The organism is Thiomonas islandica (genome assembly GCF_055383445.1).
Map to the genome: position 1 here is coordinate 184,693 of NZ_AP042391.1, position 22,736 is coordinate 207,428.

At 65.5% G+C, this 22,736-nt stretch carries 21 protein-coding genes and 1 pseudogene; 2 read left to right on the forward strand and 20 right to left on the reverse strand.

Annotated features, from left to right (window positions below):
• Positions 1 to 62 precede the first annotated feature (62 nt).
• Positions 63 to 1,103: a quinone-dependent dihydroorotate dehydrogenase gene (locus ACZ47F_RS00880; protein ID WP_464925432.1), complete on the forward strand. Its 1,041-nt coding sequence runs from the start codon at positions 63 to 65 to the stop codon at positions 1,101 to 1,103.
• 208 nt (positions 1,104 to 1,311) lie between these two features.
• Here the strand turns inward: ACZ47F_RS00880 and ACZ47F_RS00885 are convergent, their stop codons facing one another.
• The 19 genes from ACZ47F_RS00885 to ACZ47F_RS00975 all read right to left on the reverse strand — a co-directional run bounded on the left by ACZ47F_RS00885 (position 1,312) and on the right by ACZ47F_RS00975 (position 21,270).
• Entirely contained in the window at positions 1,312 to 1,569 is a 258-nt protein-coding gene (locus ACZ47F_RS00885; protein WP_464925433.1) for a hypothetical protein, read from the reverse strand.
• 133 nt (positions 1,570 to 1,702) lie between these two features.
• Positions 1,703 to 3,112: a glutamate--tRNA ligase gene (gene gltX / locus ACZ47F_RS00890; RefSeq protein WP_464925434.1), complete on the reverse strand. Its 1,410-nt coding sequence runs from the start codon at positions 3,110 to 3,112 to the stop codon at positions 1,703 to 1,705.
• A gap of 55 nt (positions 3,113 to 3,167) precedes the next feature.
• Entirely contained in the window at positions 3,168 to 4,382 is a 1,215-nt protein-coding gene (locus tag ACZ47F_RS00895) for an O-succinylhomoserine sulfhydrylase (protein ID WP_464925435.1), read from the reverse strand.
• Entirely contained in the window at positions 4,379 to 5,884 is a 1,506-nt protein-coding gene (purF, locus tag ACZ47F_RS00900) for an amidophosphoribosyltransferase (RefSeq protein ID WP_464925436.1), read from the reverse strand. The genes ACZ47F_RS00895 and purF overlap by 4 nt, the downstream gene beginning before the upstream one ends.
• A 36-nt stretch (positions 5,885 to 5,920) precedes the next feature.
• Positions 5,921 to 6,412, reverse strand: a complete 492-nt coding sequence (locus ACZ47F_RS00905; protein ID WP_464925437.1) for a CvpA family protein — start codon at positions 6,410 to 6,412, stop codon at positions 5,921 to 5,923.
• The gene (locus ACZ47F_RS00910) at positions 6,409 to 7,266 is read right to left on the reverse strand and encodes an SPOR domain-containing protein (RefSeq protein ID WP_464925438.1); all 858 of its coding nucleotides are present in this window, start codon (positions 7,264 to 7,266) and stop codon (positions 6,409 to 6,411) included. Before ACZ47F_RS00910 ends, ACZ47F_RS00905 begins: the two co-directional genes overlap by 4 nt.
• The gene (gene folC / locus ACZ47F_RS00915; protein ID WP_464925439.1) at positions 7,263 to 8,588 is read right to left on the reverse strand and encodes a bifunctional tetrahydrofolate synthase/dihydrofolate synthase; all 1,326 of its coding nucleotides are present in this window, start codon (positions 8,586 to 8,588) and stop codon (positions 7,263 to 7,265) included. Before folC ends, ACZ47F_RS00910 begins: the two co-directional genes overlap by 4 nt.
• Positions 8,589 to 8,651: 63 nt before the next feature.
• Positions 8,652 to 9,527 (reverse strand): acetyl-CoA carboxylase, carboxyltransferase subunit beta, encoded by an 876-nt coding sequence (gene accD / locus ACZ47F_RS00920; protein ID WP_464925440.1) that lies wholly within the window; start codon positions 9,525 to 9,527, stop codon positions 8,652 to 8,654.
• A gap of 12 nt (positions 9,528 to 9,539) precedes the next feature.
• Positions 9,540 to 10,340: a tryptophan synthase subunit alpha gene (gene trpA, locus ACZ47F_RS00925; protein ID WP_464925441.1), complete on the reverse strand. Its 801-nt coding sequence runs from the start codon at positions 10,338 to 10,340 to the stop codon at positions 9,540 to 9,542.
• A complete protein-coding gene (gene trpB, locus ACZ47F_RS00930; RefSeq protein ID WP_464925442.1) occupies positions 10,337 to 11,572 on the reverse strand; it encodes a tryptophan synthase subunit beta in 1,236 nt (411 codons plus the stop codon). Before trpB ends, trpA begins: the two co-directional genes overlap by 4 nt.
• Before the next feature lie 47 nt (positions 11,573 to 11,619).
• Complete coding sequence (locus tag ACZ47F_RS00935) at positions 11,620 to 12,276, reverse strand: phosphoribosylanthranilate isomerase (protein ID WP_464925443.1); 657 nt, start codon at positions 12,274 to 12,276, stop codon at positions 11,620 to 11,622.
• A gap of 6 nt (positions 12,277 to 12,282) precedes the next feature.
• Positions 12,283 to 13,095 (reverse strand): tRNA pseudouridine(38-40) synthase TruA, encoded by an 813-nt coding sequence (truA, locus tag ACZ47F_RS00940; RefSeq protein WP_464926551.1) that lies wholly within the window; start codon positions 13,093 to 13,095, stop codon positions 12,283 to 12,285.
• Between the two features lie 19 nt (positions 13,096 to 13,114).
• Positions 13,115 to 15,727 carry a motility hub landmark protein FimV gene (locus tag ACZ47F_RS00945; protein ID WP_464925444.1) on the reverse strand — a complete coding sequence of 871 codons (2,613 nt, stop codon included), beginning with the start codon at positions 15,725 to 15,727 and terminating at the stop codon, positions 13,115 to 13,117.
• Positions 15,728 to 15,914: 187 nt separating this feature from the next.
• On the reverse strand, positions 15,915 to 17,051 hold the full coding sequence (gene asd / locus ACZ47F_RS00950) for an aspartate-semialdehyde dehydrogenase (RefSeq protein WP_464925445.1): 1,137 nt from the start codon (positions 17,049 to 17,051) through the stop codon (positions 15,915 to 15,917).
• Positions 17,052 to 17,089: 38 nt separating this feature from the next.
• Positions 17,090 to 18,169 carry a 3-isopropylmalate dehydrogenase gene (gene leuB / locus ACZ47F_RS00955; protein WP_464925446.1) on the reverse strand — a complete coding sequence of 360 codons (1,080 nt, stop codon included), beginning with the start codon at positions 18,167 to 18,169 and terminating at the stop codon, positions 17,090 to 17,092.
• 19 nt (positions 18,170 to 18,188) lie between these two features.
• Entirely contained in the window at positions 18,189 to 18,836 is a 648-nt protein-coding gene (leuD, locus tag ACZ47F_RS00960) for a 3-isopropylmalate dehydratase small subunit (RefSeq protein WP_464925447.1), read from the reverse strand.
• 32 nt (positions 18,837 to 18,868) lie between these two features.
• A complete protein-coding gene (locus ACZ47F_RS00965) occupies positions 18,869 to 19,006 on the reverse strand; it encodes an entericidin A/B family lipoprotein (protein ID WP_464925448.1) in 138 nt (45 codons plus the stop codon).
• Between the two features lie 27 nt (positions 19,007 to 19,033).
• Positions 19,034 to 20,434 carry a 3-isopropylmalate dehydratase large subunit gene (gene leuC, locus ACZ47F_RS00970; RefSeq protein ID WP_464925449.1) on the reverse strand — a complete coding sequence of 467 codons (1,401 nt, stop codon included), beginning with the start codon at positions 20,432 to 20,434 and terminating at the stop codon, positions 19,034 to 19,036.
• 71 nt (positions 20,435 to 20,505) lie between these two features.
• On the reverse strand, positions 20,506 to 21,270 hold the full coding sequence (locus tag ACZ47F_RS00975; RefSeq protein ID WP_464925450.1) for a class I SAM-dependent methyltransferase: 765 nt from the start codon (positions 21,268 to 21,270) through the stop codon (positions 20,506 to 20,508).
• 152 nt (positions 21,271 to 21,422) lie between these two features.
• Here ACZ47F_RS00975 and ACZ47F_RS00980 point away from each other — a divergent pair, with 152 nt between their 5' ends.
• Positions 21,423 to 22,268: a helix-turn-helix domain-containing protein gene (locus ACZ47F_RS00980; protein WP_464925451.1), complete on the forward strand. Its 846-nt coding sequence runs from the start codon at positions 21,423 to 21,425 to the stop codon at positions 22,266 to 22,268.
• A 318-nt stretch (positions 22,269 to 22,586) separates the two neighbouring features.
• On the opposite strand, the pseudogene ACZ47F_RS00985 reads toward ACZ47F_RS00980, so the two are convergent.
• Positions 22,587 to 22,655 (reverse strand): annotated as a pseudogene (locus ACZ47F_RS00985) (hypothetical protein); the annotation flags it as partial.
• Positions 22,656 to 22,736 lie beyond the last annotated feature (81 nt).

The window sequence follows — 22,736 nt, forward strand, 5'->3', positions numbered from 1 at the left end:
CGCAAAAAATGTGAGGCTTCATTATCGCCGCGCGCACCCGTGCAGCGGCACGCGCTGCGCTCATGCCCCTGCCCTATTCGCTGATTCGCCCGATTTTGTTCCGCCTCAACCCAGAATGGGCGCATCGCCTCACGCTGCACGGCATCCGGCTGGCACATTCTGCCGGACTGTCGATCCTCTACGCCCATGCCCCGGTCAGCGACCCGGTGGAACTGTTCGGGCTACGCTTTGCCAACCGGGTCGGATTGGCCGCCGGTCTGGACAAGAACGGCGAGGCCATCGACGCACTGGCGGCGATGGGATTTGGCTTCATCGAGGTCGGCACGGTCACCCCCCGCGCGCAGCCAGGCAACCCGACGCCACGCATGTTCCGTCTGCCACAGGCGCAGGCACTGATCAATCGCATGGGCTTCAACAACGCCGGACTGGAGGCCTTTCTGCGCAACGTGCGCCGCAGCCAACGGCCCGTGCCGATCGGGCTGAACATCGGCAAGAACGCCAGCACCCCGGTCGAGCAGGCGCTGGACGACTATCGCCTCGGTCTGCAGGCGGTCTATGCCGAGGCCGACTATGTCAGCATCAACATCTCCTCGCCCAACACCAAGAACCTGCGGCAACTGCAGCAGGACGACGCGCTGCACGCCCTGCTGCGCGGGCTGGTGGCCACGCGCGAGCAATTGGCGCAGCAACACGGTCGACAGGTGCCAATGCTGCTGAAAATCGCGCCCGACCTGGAAGAACCTGACATCGACCTGATCGCCGCGCAGCTACTGGAACATGGGCTTGACGGTGTCATCGCCACCAACACCACGGTGGCGCGCGAGGCAGTGGCCGGCCTGCCGCATGCATACGAAGCCGGCGGGCTGAGCGGCGTGCCACTGCGCGCGGCATCCACCCGGGTGATCGCGCGCTTGCGTCAGCGCCTGGGACGCGACTTCCCGATCATCGGCGTGGGTGGCATCCTGCACGGGGAGGATGCGGTGGAAAAGCTGCGGGCCGGTGCCGATCTGGTGCAGCTCTACACCGGTCTGATCTACCGCGGACCCGCGCTGGTGCCGGAGTGCGCACTGACCCTGGCGCGCGAGGCGGCCACACGGCGCTGAGAAGTTGTGAAGATGTCGTTGCGAGCGGCCTGCTGCTCATGCGCACAGCGCGCAGGACCCAGACAAATCAATCAGATCGGCCAGACCCGAACACCGCGCTTTACGGCCAGCGGGCCGCGCAGCAGAACGATTCACAACTTCTGAGTGGCACAGAAAAGAAAAAGCGCCTGCCCAGTTGACCGTGCAGGCGCTTCGTGCCGAGAATGGCTTATTTCTGCTTCAGGCGGGTTTTGTTTGCCGTGATGTGCTCGTAGATTTCGCGGGAGCGCTGCGACAGCGGTCTGCCGAATCCTTCGCGCCAGGGTGAGGACACCTTGACCTGGGGCCGCTTGCGGAAGGTGGAGGCCACTTCCTCGGCGTTGCGCATCATCAGATCCCAGGGATCTGCGGGCTTTGTGGTGGAGAAGGAGTTTGACTCGTTGAGTTCAACACCGTTGGTTTTGCCTGTGGTTGTCGCTTTTGCCACGTTTACCCCTCTGATGGAACTGTGGGATGAAAGTGTCTGCCGCATACCACATGCCACAGAAAAATCACCCCGTTGAACACCTGATAATTATAACCGGACGTATGCTCGAATGCTGTCTGCGCCGGCGGTATGTTCAGAACAGATAGGCATCGATGCGTTGCAGCACAGTCTCACGGCCCAGCAGCGCGAGCACGGCATCGACCGCCGGGGTCTGTTCGCGGCCGGTCACCATCAGCCGCACCGGCATGGCCAGCTGCGGCATTTTGAGGCCGTGCTGTTTGAGCACGGTCTTGAACGCAGCGCCGATCTCTTCGCGCGACCAGTGCGGCAGTGCCGCCAGCTGCGCCCGCAACGCCGCGACCGCCGCCCTGCCCTGTTCGCCCAGATGATGCGCCAGCACCGCAGCGTCGGGCGCGGTCGGGCGATAAAACAACATGGTCTGCTGCGCCAGTTCGACCAGGGTCTGCGCCCGGTCGTGCAGCAGCGCGCAGACCGCGGTCAGATCGGCAGACTCGGTCGAAATGCCTTCTTTTTCCAGCCACGGGCGCACCAGCGTGGCCAGGGTTTCCGGCGGGGTGTGCTTGATGTAGTGCGCATTGAGCCAGCGCAGCTTGGCCTCGTCGAACTGTGCGGGGGAACTGCCGAGGTGGTCGAGGTCGAACCATTCGACGAATTGCTCGCGCGAAAAAATCTCTGCATCGCCGTGCGACCAGCCCAAGCGGGCTAGGTAGTTGATCACGGCATCGGGCAAGAACCCCTCGTCCCGATACTGCAGCACACTCTTGGCGCCGTTGCGCTTGGACAGCTTCTCACCCTTTTCGTTGAGCACCGTGGGCAGATGCGCATAGCGCGGCGGGGTGGCGCCCAGGGCGTGGAAGATGTGCAGCTGCCGCGGGGTGTTGTTGACATGGTCGTCGCCGCGGATCACGTCGGTGATGCCCATGTCAATGTCGTCGACCACCACGCAGAAGTTGTAAGTCGGAGTGCCGTCGGAGCGGGCGACGACCAGATCATCGAGCTCGTCATTGCGGATTTCGACCCGGCCCTTGACAAAGTCGTCCCAGGCCACCACGCCCGTAGTCGGTGTTTTGAAACGCCACACCGGTTGCACACCCGCGGGAACCGGCGGCAGGATCTTGCCGGGTTCCGGGCGCCAGGTGCCGTCATAGCGGGGCTTTTGCTTGGCGGCGATCTGGCGCTCGCGCAAGGCGTCGAGTTCGGCGCTGGACATGTAGCAGGGATAGACCATGCCGGACTGGCGCAACTGCTCGAGCACCTCGCGGTAACGCGGCATGCGCTGCATCTGGTAGTAGGGGCCCTCGTCGTAATCCAGCCCCAGCCAGTCCATGGCCTGCAGGATGACCTGCACCGCCTCTTGCGACGAACGCTCAGTGTCGGTGTCCTCGATCCGCAGGATGAAGTCGCCGCCGTGATGACGCGCAAACGCCCAAGGGTACAGCGCGGAACGGATGTTGCCTAGGTGGATGAACCCGGTCGGACTGGGAGCAAAGCGGGTGCGAACGCGTTGGGTTGGGATGGACATGGGATGGTCGGGAGAAAACGCCTGCACGGCAATCGATCGAGCCGGGGGAAGGCGATCAGGTCAGGGTGTCCAGGCCGCGCGCCAGATCGCGCTGCAGATCGGCCAGGTCTTCCAAGCCAACTGCCAGACGGATCAGACCCTGGCCGATGCCGGCAGCCTGCCGCTGCTCCTCGCGCAGGCGGCCGTGGGTGGTGGTCGCCGGGTGGGTGATGGTGGTCTTGGTATCGCCAAGGTTGGCAGTGATGGAGCAGATGCGGGTCTGGTCGATCACATGAAACGCCCTCGCCCGCGCCTGCTCGGGGTCTGCGGCCTCGAGTTCGAACGACAGCACCGCGCCGCCTGTCTTTTGCTGGCGCATGGCCAGCGCATGCTGCGGGTGCGAGGCCAGTCCGGGATAGAACACGCGCGCCACCGCCGGGTGCGCCTGCAGCCACTGCGCCAGCACCAGCGCCGACGCGCTGTGCGCGGCCATGCGCACGCCCAGGGTTTCCATGCCCTTGAGCACCACCCAGGCGTTGAAAGGCGACAGCGTCATGCCCACCGTGCGCTGCACCGGCAGCAGCCTGTCGTGGATCGGTACGGCACGGCCACACACTGCACCAGCAATCACCCTGCCCTGCCCGTCGAGGTATTTGGTGCCGGAGTGGATCACCCAGTCGGCGCCGAGGGCAAGTGGGCGCTGCAGGGCGGGCGAGCAAAAGCAGTTGTCGACCACGAGCTCGGCACCGGCGCCGTGCGCCAGATCGGCGAGTGCGGCGATATCGCACACCTCGGTCAGCGGGTTAGACGGTGTCTCGGCGAACAGCAGGCGGGTGTTGGGCCGCAGCGCGTCCGCCCATTGCCGCAGGTCGGTCTGCGACACGAACGTAGTGTCGACGCCAAAGCGTGCCAGTTCCCGACCGAACAGATTGACGGTCGAGCCGAAGACCGCCTGCGAGCAGATCACATGGTCGCCTGCCTTGAGCATGGCCATCGCCAGCAGCAGGATCGCCGCCATGCCGCTGCTGGTGGCCATGCAGGCCTCGGCGCCTTCGAGTGCAGCCAGCCGCTGCTCGAAGCTGGAGACGGTGGGATTGGAAAAACGCGAATAGACGAAGCCGTCCTGCTCGCCGGCAAAGCGCGCCGCGGCGGTGGCCGCATCGGGATGCACGAAGCTGCTGGTGAGAAACAGCGCCTCGCTGTGCTCGCCATACTGCGAACGCGGCAGCGCCTGACGCACGGCCAGGGTATCCAGCCCCAGCGAAGGGTCGTGGTGTGGCGTGTCGCTCATGGCGCTTCACCTTGTTGCTCGGCGCACTGCAGGCTCAGCTGACCGGCGCCAGGCGCTGCCACGTTCGCGCCCGGCTGACCGCCTTCGCCTTGCGGCAGTGTGCCGGCGATGTAGCAGCCGTCAAAGCATGAGGCCTCGAACCCGGCGATCGCCGGGTTGATCTCGCGGATCACCCGCTTCATCGCGTCGAGGTCTTGGTAGATCAGCACGTCAGCGCCGATGATCTGGCGGATTTCTTCCAAGCTGCGGTTGTGCGCGACCAGCTCGGACGCGGTGGGCATGTCGATGCCGTAGATATTGGGATAGCGCACCGGCGGCGCCGCCGAGGCCAGATAGACCTTGCGCGCGCCGGCCTCGCGTGCCATTTGCACGATTTCGCGCGAGGTGGTGCCGCGCACGATTGAATCGTCGACCAGCAGCACATTGCGCCCGGCGAACTCCTGACCGATGGCATTGAGTTTTTGCCGCACCGATTTCTTGCGCACGGCCTGCCCCGGCATGATGAAGGTGCGGCCCACATAGCGGTTCTTGACGAACCCTTCGCGGTAGGGGCGCCCGATCTTGTGCGCCAGTTGCATCGCCGACGGGCGGCTCGATTCGGGAATGGGGATGACCACATCGATCTCGCTGGGCGGCAAGACAGAGATCACGCGCTGCGCGAGCGTTTCGCCCATGCGCAGCCGCGCCCGGTAGACCGACACACCGTCGAGCACCGAATCCGGGCGGGCCAGATAGACGAATTCGAAAATGCAGGGATTGAGCTGTTGCACCGCCGCGCACTGCTCGGACTGCAGGCGCCCCTGCAGATCGATGAAAATCGCCTCGCCCGGGGCGATGTCGCGCTCGAAGCGAAAGCCCGTGCCTTCGAGTGCCACCGATTCGCTCGCCACCATGATCTCGCTGCCGTCGGCCGAGCGGCCAAAGCACAGCGGGCGGATGCCGTAAGGATCGCGAAACGCCAGCATCCCATGTCCGGCGATCAGCGCGACCACGGCATACGAGCCGCGCAAGCGCTGATGCACCGCGCGCACCGCGGCAAAGAGATCGGTCACCGACAGCGGCAGGCCGTGCGTGCGCTGTTCGAGCTCGTGCGCCAGCACGTTGATCAGCACCTCGGTGTCCGACTCGGTGTTGATGTGGCGATGATCGACCGTGAACAGCTCACGCTTGAGCGCCACCGCGTTGATCAGATTGCCGTTGTGCGCCAGCGCGATGCCGAACGGCGCGTTGACATAAAACGGTTGCGCCTCCTCCTCGCTATCGGCGTTGCCCGCTGTGGGATAGCGCACCTGGCCGATGCCGTAATGGCCCGGCAGCGAGCGCATGTTGCGAGTGCGAAACACATCGCGCACCATGCCGCGCGCCTTGTGCATGTAGAGCTTGTTGCCCGCGCCGGTGACGATGCCCGCGGCATCCTGCCCGCGGTGCTGCAGCAGCAGCAGTGCGTCATACAGCAGCTGGTTGACGGGTTGCTGGGAGATGACGCCGACGATGCCGCACATGGAGTGATCTTTCAGGAAAGGAAAACCGGCCGAGATTCAGCGCTGCGTCAGATGGCCCACCAGCGCAACCGGCAGCCAGGGACGCAGCACCAGCAACAGAGACTGTGCCGGGGGAATGAGCACGGCGTTCTTCCACATCGCACTCTGCGCCAGTGCGGTCTGGGCTGCCAACGCCACCAGCAGCAGCGATAGCGCCACGCCCTTGACCAGTCCGATGAGCGCACCCATACTGCGGTCGAACACACCCAGCCCTGTAGCGCGCAGCACCAGCCGCAGCATCGACGCCAGAATGCCCGCCCCCAGCACCACGACGATGAAACACATCGCATAGGCGGCGAGAAGCCGCATCTCGGCGTTGTCGATCGCCAGCAGATACCTGGCGCCCACCGCGGGCGCGAAATGCGCCGCGAACCAGACCCCGCCGATCCAGCCGAGTAACGTGACGATTTCGTACACCGCGCCGCGCAACAGGCTGACCAGCACGCTCAAGCTCACCACCACGAGCAAAAACCAATCCAGCGGGCTCACAATGTCAGCACCGCGCCGCCAAGGCCGAGCCCCTGGAGCTTGCGCAGGGCGCGCTCGGCCTCCTCACGCGAGGCAAACGGGCCGACCCGCACCCGCACCCGCTTGCCCTGCGGTGTATCGACCACCTGGGTATAGGTCTTCAGCCCGGCCGCCTCGATCTTGTTGCGCACCGCCTGCGCGGCATGCGCATCGGCATACGCCCCGGCCTGCACCACATACCGTGCGTTGGACGGCGCCGCGTCATGCTGCGCAGCCTGCACCTTGTGCGCCAGCGCCGCCTCGACCTGCGCCAACGTGATCTGATCGGCCGGCTTGCCCTCCAGCGCCGCGAGCGCCTGGCGTGCACTGGCGATCTCCCGGGATTGCGTGGGCGCGGCGGGCTGTTTGGACGTCACCGCGGGTTTGGCCGCTGGTTGCGGCGCCTCGGGCTTGACCGCAGGTTTGGCCGCAGGCGGTGCGGCAGCCGGTGCAGCCTGGGACGCGGCGACCTGCGGCGCGGCGGACGCCGCCGGGGTTGTCGCAGGCGCTGGATTGCTGGCCGGCCTGACCACGGATGCGTGCTCGGGTGGCGGCACCGCAACCGCCGAGGCAGCGGCCAGCATCGGCGCGGAAGCCGGCACCGACAGCGCCGGCACCTTGTTCTGCGCCGGAATGTCCAGAGCGATGTTCGACGGCACCGGCTTGGGCTTGGAATCGAACACCAGCGGAAACACGATCACCCCCAGCAACACCAGCGCCACCGCACCGATCAGCCGGCGGCGCGCCCGCGCGCGCAGACTGTCCTGGCTCTGGGTGTCCGAGCCGTCGGTGCGGCTGCCGCGACGGGCAGAGTTGCGGGGTGCGCCAAAGGTCATTGCGGGGAAGGGTTCAGATGCTTGCCATGTAAGCGAGGTAGCCCCTGCTGCAGCACACCGCCGACGGTGTAGAAGGAGCCAAACACCACGATTCTATCGGCCAGGTCCGCCCCCGCAGCCGCAGCGTACAGCGCCTGCATCGGGTCGGCATGCAGATGCACACGGGCCTGCGGCTGCAGCGACTGCAGTTGCGCGGCGATCTGCTGTGCCTTGGCCGCCCGCGGGGTGGGCAGATCGCACAGATGCCAAACGTCGATCAGCGGCAGCACACGGCGCAGCATGCCGGCGATGTCTTTGTCGCCCATGGCACCGAAAACCGCGTGGGTAAACGGAAAATACCCCATGCTGTCGAGGTTTTCGGCCAGAACGGCAATGGCATGCGGGTTGTGGCCGACATCGAGCACGACCGTCGGCTGCCCCGCCAGCACCTGGAACCTCCCCGGGATCTCGGCGCGCGCAAACCCCTCGCGCACCGCCTGCGCCGCCACCGGCAGCACGGCTTGCAGCGCCTCCAGCGCGGCGAGCACGCCGCTGGCGTTGAGCAGTTGATTGGCCCCGCGCAGCGCCGGAAACGCCAGGCTATGCCGCCGCTGCGCCCGGCCCTGCCAGCTCCACTGCTGCGGCAGGTGGGTGTAGTGGAAATCGCGCCCGGCCAGCCACAGATCGGCGCCGATGGCCTGCGCATGGTCGCGCACCGACTGCGGCGCCTGCGCATCGCTGACGATCGCCGGCTTGCCGGGACGCAGAATGCCAGCCTTCTCGCGACCAATCGACTCGCGGTCGGGCCCGAGAAATTCCATGTGGTCCAGGTCGATGCTGGTGAGAATGGCGCAATCGGTGTCGATGACGTTGACCGCGTCGAGCCTGCCGCCCAGACCGACTTCCAGGATCACCGCGTCCAGACGCTGCGCGGCCAGCAGCGACAGGATGGCCAGGGTGGTGAACTCGAAATAGCTCAGGCTGACTGCAGCCCCCTCCTGCCCCGCGGCATGCCGGGCCCGTTCAACCGCGGCGAAATGCGGCAGCAGCGCCTGGGCGCTGACGTTGCGGCCGTCGATGCGGCAGCGTTCCTCGAAATGCACCAGATGCGGCGAGGTGTAGGCGCCCACCCGATAGCCAGCCGCAATCAGAATGGACTCGAGCATGGCCACGGTCGAGCCCTTGCCGTTGGTGCCGGCTACCGTGATGACCGGGCAGGAAAAGCCCAGCCCCATGGCCGCGCGCACCGCCTGGACCCGTTGCAGCCCGAGGTCGATCGCGCGGGCATGCAGGGTTTCGGCATGGGCCAGCCAGCCGTCCAGGGTATCGGGTGTGGGAAGCATGCGACAGGACCTGTGCCACGCGCAGGGCTCGCGGCAGGTGAAAGACGAATCAGCGAAGGCGAATCAGGGCGCGATGGCGTCCGCGGGCTGACGCAACAGCAGGGCCAGCAGCCGAGCGAGCTCGGCACGCAGTTCGCGCCGGTCGACGATACGATCGATCGCGCCCTTTTGCAGCAAAAACTCAGCGCGCTGGAAACCCTCGGGCAACTTTTCGCGCACGGTGTTCTCGATCACCCGCGGGCCGGCAAAACCGATCAGCGCCTTGGGTTCGGCCAACACCACATCGCCGATGAAAGCAAAACTGGCCGACACCCCGCCCATGGTCGGGTCGGTCAGCACGCTAATGAACGGCAGCCCCGCGGCGGACAGGCGGGTGAGCGCGGCGTTGGTCTTGGCCATTTGCATCAGGCTGAGCAGACCTTCCTGCATGCGCGCCCCGCCGGTGGCGGTGAAACAGATGAACGGCACTTTCTGCTCGATAGCGGTCTGCACTCCGCGCACGAAGCGTTCGCCGACCACCGACCCCATCGAGCCACCCATGAACTCGAACTCGAAGCAGGCCACGACCACCGGCAGGGTCTGGATCGCCCCGCCCATGACCACCAGCGCGTCAGTTTCCTGGGTGTTTTCCAGCGCCTCTTTCAACCGATCGGTGTATTTACGGCTGTCCTTGAACTTCAGCGGATCGACCGGCAGCACTTCCTGGCCGATCTCATACCGGCCCTCGCCGTCAAGCAGCGCGTCGAGCCGGGCCCGCGCGCTGATGCGCATGTGGTGGCTGCACTTGGGGCAGACGTTCTGGTTGAGCTCCAGATCGGATTTGTACAGCACCGTCTCGCACGACGGACACTTGACCCACAGCCCCTCGGGCACCTGGCGCCGTTCCTGTGGGCTGGTTTGCTGGATCTTGGGCGGAAGGAGCTTTTCGAGCCAACTCATGTGCGTTTGTCCTCAGAGTGTGTCGAGCGCCTGGCGAATGTCGTGGACAAAGCCGCGGGCGACCTCGGGAGCCTGCGCCGTAGGCTGCGCTTCCATCAGCTCGATCAGGCGCGAGCCGATCACCACCGCATCGGCCAGCGCGCCGATGGCGCGCGCGGTCTGCGCGTCCCGGATGCCAAATCCTACTCCCACCGGAACCCCGACATGCGCGCGAATGCGCGGCAGCATCTCGGCCACGGCCAAGGTGTCCAGATGCCCGGCGCCAGTCACCCCTTTGAGCGAGACGTAGTACACATAACCGCTGGCGATGCGGCCGACCTGGGCGATGCGCGCGTCGGTGCTGGTAGGCGCAAGCAGAAAAATGGGCGCGATGCCCGCCGCCTTGAGTGCCGCAGCAAAGGCCTCGCTCTCGGCCGGCGGGTAATCGACGATCAACACCCCATCGACTCCCGCCTGTCCGGCGGCAGCGACGAATGCCTCCACCCCGAAACGCTCGACCGGGTTGGCATACCCCATCAGCACGACCGGCGTGATCGCATCGGTGCGGCGAAATTCGCGCACTGCATCGAGCACCTGCCGTAGCCCCACCCCCTGCGCGATCGCCCGCTCGGTGGCACGCTGGATCACCGGGCCGTCGGCCATCGGGTCGGAAAAAGGCACGCCAAGCTCGATCACATCGGCACCGCCCGCCACCAGCGCGTGCATCAGCGGCACGGTCATCGCGGGCGTCGGGTCGCCCGCGGCGATGTAGGGAATCAGCGCCTTACGGCCCTGTGCGCGCAGTTGCCCGAAGCGTTGGTCGATGCGGTTCATGCGGCGGCTCCGCGCTGGCGGGCGAACAGGGTGTCGAAGTTCACACCTTCGCGCTCGGCCACAGTGTTGATGTCCTTGTCCCCCCGCCCGGAGAGGTTGACCAGGATGATCTGATCGGGGCGCATCTGCGGCGCCAGCTTGATGGCGTGGGCCAGCGCATGGCTGGATTCGAGCGCCGGAATGATGCCCTCGATACGGCACAGTTCGTGAAATGCGGCCAGAGCCTCGTCGTCGGTGATGCCAACGTATTCGGCGCGGCCGAGATCGTGCAGCCAGGCATGTTCGGGGCCGACACCGGGGTAGTCCAGCCCTGCCGAGATCGAATGGGTCTCGATGATCTGACCATTGGCATCCTGCAGCAGATAGGTGCGGTTGCCGTGCAGCACACCGGGCGTACCCGCAGAAATCGACGCCGCGTGTCGACCCGTGTCCAGACCTAGCCCGGCGGCCTCGACCCCGATGAGCCGTACCTGATCGTAGGGGATGTAGGGGTAGAAAATGCCCATGGCATTGCTGCCGCCGCCGACACATGCGATCACCACGTCGGGCTGGCGGCCGGTCATCTCGGGCATCTGCTGCAGACACTCGTCTCCGATCACCCGCTGGAAATCGCGCACCATCTGCGGATACGGATGCGGGCCGGCCACTGTGCCGATGATGTAGAACGTGTCCTCCACATGCGTGACCCAGTCGCGCAGCGCCTCGTTGAGCGCATCCTTGAGCGTCTTGCTGCCGGACTCAACCGGCACCACACGCGCACCCAGCAGATTCATGCGATAGACGTTTGGCGACTGGCGCTTGACATCTTCGCTGCCCATGTACACCACGCACTCCATGCCGTAGCGCGCAGCAATGGTGGCCGTGGCCACACCGTGCTGCCCAGCGCCGGTTTCGGCAATCACCCGAGGCTTGCCCATGCGCCGAGCCAGCATGGCCTGGCCGATGGTGTTGTTGATCTTGTGCGCGCCGGTGTGGTTGAGGTCTTCGCGCTTGAGGAAGATGCGCGCGCCGCCGAGCCGGTCGCTCAGCCGGGCGGCGTGGTAGATCGGGCTTGGCCGGCCGACGAAGTGCCGCAACTCGTAGCGGAATTCAGCCAGGAAGTCCGGGTCGTTCTTGTAATGGTCGTACGCCGCCTGGAGTTCTTCCAGTGCGTGGCTGAGGGTTTCGGCGATGAAGCGCCCGCCATACGGGCCGAAATGGCCGCTGGCGTCGGGATAGGCATACTCGAACATGGTGGGGTCTCGTCTAGTGACTGGCGCAGGCCGCGCCAGCGCGCGGTCTACAGGTCGGCTGCGCGCACCGCGGCAACGAACTCGGCCATGCGCTGCGCGCTCTTGATGCCTTTGGCGACTTCGACGCCGGAGCTGACGTCAACCGCCCAAGGCCGCACCTGGCGGATGGCCTGCGTCACATTTGCAGCATGCAACCCACCAGACAAAACGAGGGGATGCGCGACGTTTGCGGGAATGCGTGACCAATCGAACACCTCGCCGCCACCGCCGTATCCGGGCTGATCCGCGTCCAGAACGAGGGCTTGGGATGTGGAAAAGTGGGAGGCAAAGTCTAGCAAATCCAGCCCGTCGCGCATGCGTGCCGCACGGATGTAGGGATATGCGTAGCGGGTGCAGTCCTGCGGGGTCTCGTCGCCGTGGAACTGCAGCAATGCCGGCCTTACCTGCGCGATCACCTCGTCGACTAGGCGGGGCTCGGCATTGACGAACAGGGCGACCACCGAAACGAAGGGCGGCAGGCTGGCGGCGATCTGGCGCGCCTGCGCGGGCGTGACATGGCGCGGGCTGGGCGGGTAGAACACCAGCCCGATGGCATCGGCCCCGCAGCGCGCCGCGGCCTGCGCGTCCTCCACGCGAGTGATGCCGCAGATCTTGATGCGGGTGCGGTGCGAGGGAGTGTGCGGTGTAGGGGAAGATACAGACATCGGGATTCAGATCAGCAGGCCGATGCGGTGCGGCGGCTCGGGAAGGCCGAATTCTGCCGGGTAATCCGGTCCGAGGAAATACAGCCCATCGGGCATGAAGGTCGGCGCGGCTCGGGTGCGGTCGCGGCTGTGCAGCACATCGGCCAGCCAGGACACGGGCTTGGAACCGTTGCCCACCGCCAGCAGGCTGCCCAGCAGATTGCGCACCATGTGGTGCAGAAAGGCGTTGGCCCGCAGGTCGAACACGATCAACTCGCCCAAGCGGTCGATGTCCAGAGCATGCAGGGTCTTCACCGGGCTGGCCGCCTGGCACTCGCTAGAGCGAAAGGCGCTGAAATCGTGCTCGCCGATCAAGCACTGCGCCGCAGCCCGCAGGCGATCCAGATCGAGCGGGCGGTGCGTCCAGCCGACCCGTCCATGGTCGAGCGATGGCCGCACCGGATGGTTGCGCAGCACATAGCGATAGCGGCGCTGCCAGGCGCTGCGCCGCGCGTCGAACCGCGGATCGACCCGTGTTCGGGCCCACTGGACCGCGATGTCACGCGGCAAAAACGCGTTGACCCCACGTACCCAGGACGCGGCTTCGCGCTCGAGCACGCTGTCCAGATGCACTACCTGCGCGACCGCATGCACGCCGGCATCGGTGCGTCCGGCACAGCAGGTGCGCACGGGGCGGCCGAGAAAGCGCACGATCGCCCGTTCAAGATGATCCTGCACCGCACAGCCGCTGGGCTGGCTCTGCCAGCCGCAGTACGACGATCCGTCGTAGCGCAGACCGAGCACCACGCGGTGCCCGGCCTGCGCATCGCTCTGCGCCACACTGGACGGCGGCAACGGTTCAACGGCCAAGCTTGTCGAGCATGTCCTGGGCACGTTTCTTGAGCTGCGGATCGCCCTCTGCAATGACCTCACCCAGCAGATTGCGCGCGGATTCGACATCGCCGATGGCCATGCTCTCCGCAGCCAGCTCCAGACGGAGGTCGAGCGAGGGCTGGGATTCGCTGAATGCCGGTTCGAGACTAGGCAGAGGCTCTTGCGTCTGCGTCGCGGGTTTGGACTCATCGCCTGGCAGAGAAATGCTGCTGAGATCAAAGTCCAGGCTGTTGTCATGTGCCGGTGCCGCCGTGTTGCTGCTCGCCGTGGTGGAGGCGGGTGTGCCAAAGTCGGAAGGCACGTGAAAATCCAGTCCGCCGGACAGCAGCGAATCGTCCGCTTCAGACCGCTGCGCGGCAGGCGGCGGGGACGCAGCGGCTACGGGTGCCGCGATATCGGGCAACGGCGGAACCGCTGCGGGCGCTGGTGGCTTGGGCGCTGCGGGCGGTGTCGGCTCGGCGATCGGCAGGCTCAGATCGAGGTCCAGGTGCTCGGGCAGCGGGGACTTAGCTGCTTTGCTGTCCACGCCGGAGAGCATTTCGGTGCTGGGCAAGGTCTGCGGCGTCAGTGCGGCCAGGGCGGTGGGGGTGGCCGCGGGGAACTCGGTCTGCGGCATGGTCGACGGATTGCCCAAGGTGCTGGGGATGACCGTGTTGTGATAGAGCGGGTTGACCGGATCGAGGCTGCGCCCGAGGTCCTGCGCGCGCTTCCAGTCTTCGCCCACGCCCTGGGTGAGGGCAAACAGCTCGGCTGCGCCCACCTCGAAGGAGCGCGCGTCCTTGCGCTTGGCGTAGATTTCCAGCAGCTTCAGGCGTGCGGCCAGGCGATCGGGGTTGGCCTTGATCGCCTCCTTGAGGATTTCCTCGGCCTGCAGATCGCGCCCATAGGCCAGGTACACATCCGCCTCGGCAACCGGATCGACATCGTTGGTATCGATTTGGCTGGACGAGAAGGCCGAGCTCATGTTGCCATTGCGCGTATCTACGCGCTCGCCCCCGGTGCCAGCGAAAAAGCTATCGGCAACACTCATGCGGCTGTCGAACACCGACACGTCGCGCTGCGTGCGCGACGCCTTCTTGCGCTGCGCCAGCCAGGCCAGCAAGAGCAACGCAATCAACCCCCCCCCGCCGGCGGGCAGCAACAGGGGGTTGGACATCAGGCTGTCGAAAAAGCTCTGCTGCTCAACCGGCGCTGGCTTGGCCGGCCTGGGCGGAGCAGGTTTGGGCGAAGGAGGCTTGACTGCCGGAGCCGGCGTGGAAGCAGGCGCCGCGGACGCTGCGGGCGCTGCTGCCGAGGCGGCATGCGCAAGCGAGGCAGCCGCTGCAGGGGCGGACGGCGCCGCCGCCGGCTTGGACGCCACGGCAGGCACCGGGCTGGTTACCGGCAGGGTGGCCGTCGCAGCCGGCTTGCTGGCAGCCGCAGCAAGGGCTGATGTGGTGGCTGGCGGCCTGGTTTGGGCAACGTTCTGTGCCTGCTTGGACAGGGCCTTGAGCGCCTCGACGTTGTTTTCGAGCTGCTTGATTCTCTGCTCGTCGAGCGCCGCCTGTTTCTGCTCGGCGATCTGCTGTGCCTTGCTTGCCGCGCCTTGCGCGGCGACCTCTGCCTTGCTGAGCTTGAGCTTGCTCTGCTCCTGCGCTCCTGCGGTGGCGGGTTCCTGCACCTGGGCCTGGACCTTGCCGGTGGTCTCGCGCTGCGCCTGCGCGGTCTGCGGCCTGGTCTGGCCACCCATTTCGGCAAGGCGACGGCGGTAGGCGTTGAAATTTTCGCCCTGGGTCAGCACGAAGCGCCGTGCTTCCTGGTGCGGGATGCCCTGCACCTGTTCGGCGCTGGGGATCTGCAGCACGGCACCGGCCTTGAGCAGATTGATGTTGCCGTCGATGAAGGCAGACTGGTTGGCGCGGTACAGCGCGGTGAGCATCTGGTCGAGCGACACTGCCTCGATACCCGTCTGGGCGGCAATCTTGCTCAGGGTGTCACCGCGCTTGACCACGTACTGCCCTTCGGCGGCGACCTTCTTGCTGCCGGTTTTGCTCTTGGCCAGGGACGTGACCGGGGGCCGCAAGGCCGGAGCCGGCGGCATGGACGGCGCGGCAGCGACCGACGACGTCGGTGCCGGCACGGACGGAATCTGCACAGGGGTCTGCACAGGGATTTGCGCAGTGCTGGGCGCGGGCTGGAAATTGGGCGGGTCGAGCAGCAGGGTGTAGTCGCGTGTGAGTTGACCGCTGGACCACTGCGCCCGGATGAGCAGATCGATGAAAGGCTCATTGATCGGACTGCTCGAGGTCACCCGCAGGAAGGGGCGTCCGTCCGCAGCGCGTTCGAGCTTGATGTTGATGCCAGTCAGCGCACTGCTGTATTGCAGCCTGGCAGCCCGAAACGCGTCGGGCGGCGCAACGCCGACCTTGAGCGAAGCGGCCTCGTCGGCACTGAGTTGGGTGATGTCGATTTCTGCCCTGAGTGGTTGGCCCAGCGCAGACTGCACCTTGATCCCTCCCAGGCCGAATGCATAGGCCTGCCCTGCAGTTGCGCCTAAGGCGATTGCCAGAGCCAGGCGTTGAGTTTTCAGTCGCAGCATGTCGGCTGCCCCCCAGTTTTGGTGAATTCGAATCAGCGCAGATCGCTGCGGATGCTGCGATGGATTGCGGCGAAATTCACCATATCATCAACATATTAGGCTGACAAGTTAAGGCGCCCGGACGGCCGGGTGTGGAGCGAACAACTGTGGCATTCCGGCGATTTCCTGCGCGTCGTCGGTCGCAGACTCAGCGGCGCTCGAGCAGGATGCGCAGCATGCGGCGCAGCGGCTCGGCAGCGCCCCACAGCAACTGATCGCCCACGGTGAACGCGCCGAGATACTCGGGCCCCATCGCCAGCTTGCGCAGCCGTCCCACCGGGATCTGCAGGGTGCCGGTAACCGCCACCGGCGTGAGCTGCTGCATGGTGGCCTCGCGCGCGTTGGGCACCACCCGCACCCAGGCGTTGTCGGACGCGATCATGTCTTCGATCTCGTCGAGCGGTACGTCCTGCTTGAGCTTGAAGGTCAGCGCCTGGCTGTGGCAGCGCATGGCGCCGATGCGCACGCAAAAGCCGTCCACTGGCACTGCGGGCGAGCCAAACCCCGTGCCCTGACCGAGAATCTTGTTGGTCTCGGCGCCGCCCTTCCATTCCTCGCGCGACACGCCGTTGCCCAGATCTTTGTCGATCCACGGAATCAGGCTGCCGGCCAGCGGCACGCCGAAATGCTGGGTCTGCGCGACGTCGAGCGCTTTTTGCGCCGCCAGCACGTCACGGTCGATCGCCAGAATGGCGGAGGCCGGATCGTCGAGCAGGGGTTTGACCGCATTGTTGAGGATGCCGAACTGATTGAGCAGCTCGCGCATGTGCTGCGCGCCGCCGCCCGAGGCGGCCTGGTAGGTCATGCTGGTCATCCACTCGACCAGCCCGGCCTTGTACAGCGCACCCACGCCCATAAGCATGCAGCTCACGGTGCAATTGCCGCCGATCCAGTTGCGCCCGCCCTTGTCGAGTGCCGCATCGATGACCGGACGGTTGACCGGGTCGAGGATGATGACGCAATCATCGCGCATACGCAGCGTGGATGCGGCGTCGATCCAATGCCCGTTCCAGCCGGAAGCACGCAGCTTGTCGAATACCGCGGTGGTGTAGTCGCCGCCCTGCGCGGTAAGGATGATGTCACAGCGCCGCAGCTGGTCCAAGTCGTGCGCATCGTGCAACACGGTGTCGTTCTTCGCTTCTGCCGGAGCCTTGCCACCGGCGTTGCTCGTGCTGAAAAAGATCGGCTCGATCAGGTCGAAATCGCCCTCTTCGCGCATGCGCTGCATCAGCACGGAGCCCACCATGCCTCGCCATCCAACCAAACCCACCAGAGTCGTTGCCATTGTTCAATCCGTCGTTGGTTATGTGTTTGAGGCAGCGCTCAGCCCAGTGCCGCCACCACCGCATCGCCCATCTGCGCGGTGCTGACCTTGCGCATGCCAGGTGCAAAGATGTCGGGGGTGCGCAGCCCCTGCGCAAGCGCCTTCTGCACCGCGGTCTCGATGCGCTCGGCCTGCTGCGGCAGCTTGAGCGAATGCCGCAGCATCATTGCCGCGCTCAGAATGGTGGCCAGCGGATTGGCGATGCCCTGACCGGCGATGTCGGGCGCGCTGCCGTGGCTGGGTTCGTACAGACCCTGCCCTGTTTCGTTGAGCGAGGCCGAGGGCAGCATGCCGATCGAGCCGGTGAGCATCGACGCCTCATCAGAGAGGATGTCGCCGAATAGATTGCCGGTGACGATGACGTCGAACTTTTTCGGTGCCTTGACCAGTTGCATCGCCGCGTTGTCCACATACATGTGCTCGAGCTGCACGTCGGGGTACTGCTGCCCGACTTGGCTGACCACGTCTTTCCAGAACTGAAAAGTTTCCAGCACATTGGCCTTGTCCACGCTGGTCAGGCGCTTGCGGCGGCCCTGCGCGGCCTTGAATGCCACGTGCGCGATGCGCTCGATTTCCGGGCGGCTGTAACGCATGGTGTCGAAGGCCTCGGGCTCTCCGGCAAAGGCGCCGTCGGGCGCAGTGCGGCGGCCGCGCGGGTGGCCGAAGTAGATGTCACCGGTGAGCTCACGCACAATCAGGATGTCCAGCCCCGACACCACCTCGGGCTTGAGGCTGGAGGCATCGGCCAGTTCGGGGTACAGGATGGCCGGGCGCAGATTGGCGAACAGGCCAAGATTCTTGCGCAGGCCCAGGATGGCCTGCTCGGGGCGCAGGTGGCGCGGCAGTTGGTCGTATTTCCAGTCTCCCACGGCACCGAACAGTACTGCGTCTGCCGCCTTAGCCAGATTCAGCGTGGACTCGGGCAGCGGGTGGCCGCTGGCGGCATAGGCCGCGCCGCCCACCGGGGCAAACTCGAAGGTGAAGTCGAATCCGTCCTGTGCGATGCGCCGCAGGACCTTGACGGCCTCGGCAATGATTTCAGGCCCGATTCCGTCTCCGGGCAATACGGCGATGTTCATGAAGGACGTGCGAGTAGAGTCAAAGAATGCGGTTGTCCAGCCAGGGCATGCGCGCCAGACGCTCGGCCTCGTAGGCACGGATGTCCTGCGCATGGGCGAGGGTCAGGCCGATGTCGTCCAGCCCGTTGATCAGGCAGTGCTTGCGAAACTTGCTGACTTCGAACGGCAGTTCGGCCCCGTCGGGCTTGACCACCACCTGCCGCGGCAGATCGATGGTCAGGGTGTAGCCAACGAAGCCATACAGCTCGTCGAACAGCAGCGCCACCTGCGCCTTGGACAGGACGATCGGCAACAGGCCGTTCTTGAAGCAGTTGTTGTAGAAAATGTCGGCAAAGCTGCTGGCGATGATGGCGCGAAAGCCATATTGCTGCAGCGCCCACGGCGCATGCTCGCGCGAGGAACCGCAGCCGAAGTTGTCGCGGGTCAGCAGGATGCTCGCCCCCTGATAGCGCGGCTGGTTGAGCGCAAAGTCGGGGTTGAGCTTGCGCGTGGCCGGGTCTTGCCCCGGCTCGCCACGGTCGAGATAGCGCCATTCATCGAACAGATTGGGGCCAAACCCGGTGCGGCGGATGGACTTGAGAAACTGCTTGGGAATGATGGCGTCGGTATCGACGTTGTCGCGATCCATTGGCGCGACCAGTCCCTTGTGGACGACGAATTTTTCCATGACGATCTGCCGCACCGCGGCGGCATCGGGGGTTATTTGGCTTGCTCGGCCGCGTTGGTGATGGCTTGTCCGCCAGACTTCAGGTCTTTGCCCAGGCCGGCAACCGTGTTGCATGCCGACAGGCCAACCAGCGTGGCGGCCAGCAACAGAATGGACAACAGCGTTTTCATAGATTTCTCCTTGCGATAATGGGCCACTCAGAATTTGCGCACATCGACGAAATGCCCGGCGATGGCCGCAGCAGCTGCCATTGCCGGGCTGACCAGATGGGTGCGGCCGCCAGCGCCCTGTCGCCCCTCGAAGTTGCGGTTGGAGGTGGAGGCGCAGCGCTCGCCGGGCTCTAGACGATCGGCGTTCATCGCCAGGCACATCGAGCAGCCAGGTTCGCGCCATTCGAAGCCGGCCGCCTTGAAAATCTTGTCCAGCCCCTCGGCCTCGGCCTGCACCTTGACCAGCCCCGAGCCGGGAACGACCAGTGCCTGGCGCACATTGGCCGCAACCCGCCGGCCTTTGACCACCTGCGCCGCATCGCGCAAATCCTCGATGCGCGAGTTGGTGCATGAACCGATGAACACCTTGTCGATGTGAATGTCGGTGATCGGTTTGTTCGGCTCTAAACCCATGTAGGTCAGTGCGCGCTCCATCGCGGCACGCCGGTTGGCGTCTTTTTCCTTGTCCGGATCGGGCACGCGCGCGTCGACCGGCACCACCATTTCGGGCGAAGTGCCCCAGGTGACCTGCGGCACCAGTTCGCGCGCATCGAGCGTGACCACGCGGTCGAAGCGGGCATCGGCATCAGAATGCAATCCCCGCCAGTATTGCACCGCCATGTCCCAGGCCACGCCGGTGGGAGCGAACGGGCGACCGCGCACATAGTTGATGGTGGTGTCGTCCACCGCCACCAGCCCGGCGCGCGCACCTGCCTCGATCGCCATGTTGCAAAGGGTCATGCGTCCTTCCATCGACAGCGCGGAAATGGTGCTGCCGGCAAATTCGATGGTATAGCCGGTGCCGCCCGCCGTGCCGATCTTGCCGATGACCGCCAGCGCAATGTCCTTGGCGCGGCAACCCGCAGGCAGCGGCCCGTCCACACGCACCAGCATGTTTTTCATCTTGCGCGCCAGCAGCGTCTGCGTAGCCAGCACATGCTCGACCTCGCTGGTGCCGATGCCAAACGCCAGCGCGCCGAAAGCGCCATGCGTGCTGGTGTGCGAGTCGCCGCAGACCACGGTCATGCCGGGCAGGGTGGCCCCCTGCTCCGGGCCGACGACATGCACGATGCCCTGCCGGCGGTCATTCATGCGGAACTCGGTAATGCCGTAGGTCGCGCAGTTGAGATCGAGGGTGTCGACCTGCAGCCGCGAGATCGGGTCGGCAATGCCTTGCGTGCGATCGGTGGTTGGCACGTTGTGGTCGGCCACCGCCAAATTGGCGCTGACGCGCCAGACCTTGCGGCCTGCGAGCTGCAGCCCCTCGAATGCCTGCGGGCTGGTGACTTCGTGCAGCAGATGCCGGTCGATGTAAAGCAGCGCCGTGCCGTCCTCCTCGGTGCGCACCACATGCTCGTCCCACAGTTTGTCGTAAAGCGTTCGGCCCATCGGCATCTCCTGCGTCTTGTTCGCGGTATGCGCAAGACTTGTCATGAAAGGTTGATTTTAGTTGGCGCGCTTCACACCGTTCTCGGCTGGGTTTGCAGCCATGCCACGCGCAGATCGAACGATCCATCCGACTGAACGCGCATCGCCTCACGTGCCTCCTGCGGCGCCTTCGCCCACACGTCGCGAATGGCCTGCACGCGCATCTCCGGGGTGCGCATGCGCGCCACCCACGAGGCGAATTCCATGGTCAGACTCCAGCCATCCACGACGGGCGCGGCAAAACCGGCCAGCTGCAGCATGACGCTCCATTCGGAAACGCGGTAATCGCGCACATGCGAGGCGTCGCGCAAGATCTCCACCGTCTGCAGCAGGGTGTCGCACAGCGGCGACTCCAGGGCCACGACATCGATGATGATCAGCGTGCCCTGCGGCTTGATAACCCGGCGCATTTCGCGCAATGCGGCAGGCACATCGGGCCAGTGATGCGCTGAAAAGCGGGTGACCACCAGATCGAAGCTGGCATCGGCGAAGGGCAGTTTGTCGGCCGGACCCTGGCAAGTCTGCAGATCGTGCAGGCCGCGAGTTGCCGCCTCTTGCGCCACGATGGCGAGCATCGCGGGCGACAGGTCCAAGGCGGTGACCTGCGCGCCTGCGGCCGCCAGGGCGAAGCTGGCGTGTCCGGCCCCGCAACCGAGATCGAGCGCCCTGCAAGGGTGCTCTTTCTGCACCACCGCACCAAGACGCTGCAGATCGTGCCCCTGCGCATGAACGGCGCTGGTGAGGTAGGCGGCAGCGCTAACGCCGAACTGATGCGCGGCCAAAACGGGTTGTTCCAACAGGGCGCTCCAAGACGATGCAAAGGCGATAAAGCCAAAGATAGCCCATCATTTTTCCTGGTACAAGATGACAAAATATCCTGGTATAAAGACCTCCCAGTCTGGGAGCCGATCGGTCGCCCTCTCCTTCGCCTTCGTCTTCTTGAACGACCATGTCGCCGCCGTCCTCCTCCATGTCCCCCGATCCGCACCAGGGTCGTCGCCTTCTGGGCGAGTTCATCCGTCTACACCGCAACCGTCTGTCGCCTGCCGCAGCGGGCCTGCCTGCAACGGGGCGGCGGCGAGCACCCGGATTGCGCCGCGAAGAGCTCGCCTCGCTCTGCGGCGTCAGCGCCACCTGGATCACCTGGCTGGAACAGGGCCGACCGGTCGCGCCCTCATCCAAGACGTTGGAGCGTCTGGCGCACGCACTGCAACTGACCCCCGCGGAGCGCGCTTATCTGTTCGAACTGGCGCAGCGGCGCGACCCGAGCGAACCCGCGACACCGGTGAAAGCGGTCGATGCCGTTCTACGCAGCGTGCGTGCCATAGTCCATCCTGCCTATGTGCTCAACCAGCGATGGGACGTGGTGGCGGGCAACGCTCAGGCGCAGGATCTGTTTCTCGGCTGGCAGGCACCCGCTGTCGCGCCACACACCGAACCAGCCAGTGAGGAGCCGCCCAACCTGTTGCGCTTTCTGTTTTTCAACCCGCAGGCGCGCGGGCTGATCGAAAATTGGCCGCTACGTTCGCAGAGAATAGTGGCGGAATTCCGTGCGGACTGCGGCGGACGCCTGCACACCGCGCCCTTGCGCGCCTTGATCGATGAACTGAGCGCGCTCAGCCCCGAGTTTGACGCATTTTGGAAACTCAATGATGTGCAGGAGCGCGAAGGCGGCGAAAGGGGCTTTGTCCATCCACGGCACGGCCGCCTGGTGTACGAACAACTGACCCTGCGGGCGGCGCTGCATCCGGAGTACAAACTGGTGATGCTGCTCCCGGTGGCGACGCCGGAATAAACAAACCTTTGGGCAATCGGGATAGGGGGCGACCAGACCATCCTGGTCGATCCCCCTCCCACACCACCCGGCATGCGGGTCCGCACCGGGCGGTTCGAGTCGTTGAGGTGATGACAGGCGTGGCACGCCGAGCCGCTCGAAGGATGCGTTGTTCAGCACACGATGTATTTCCGACCGGCTGGCACGCCACCAGTGCCGGCCGTGGCCGGCGATTTTCGCAGCCAGATCCTTGCTTGCACCGAGAGCGCGCAACTCACGCAACAGGGTGGTGCCACGCCGCCAGCGCTTCCATTGCAGCGCGCGCAACCTTCGTCGCAGCCATTCGTCCAGAGAGCGAAACACCTTCGGTGTCTGCGCCAGCTGGAAATATGCCTTCCAACTCCCCACGGTCGGTCACCCTTGCGCAGTTGCGCTTGGCTTCGCTCGCTGTGGTCAGCTCGCGGAGGGACTTGCACCCTCAAGCGCTGA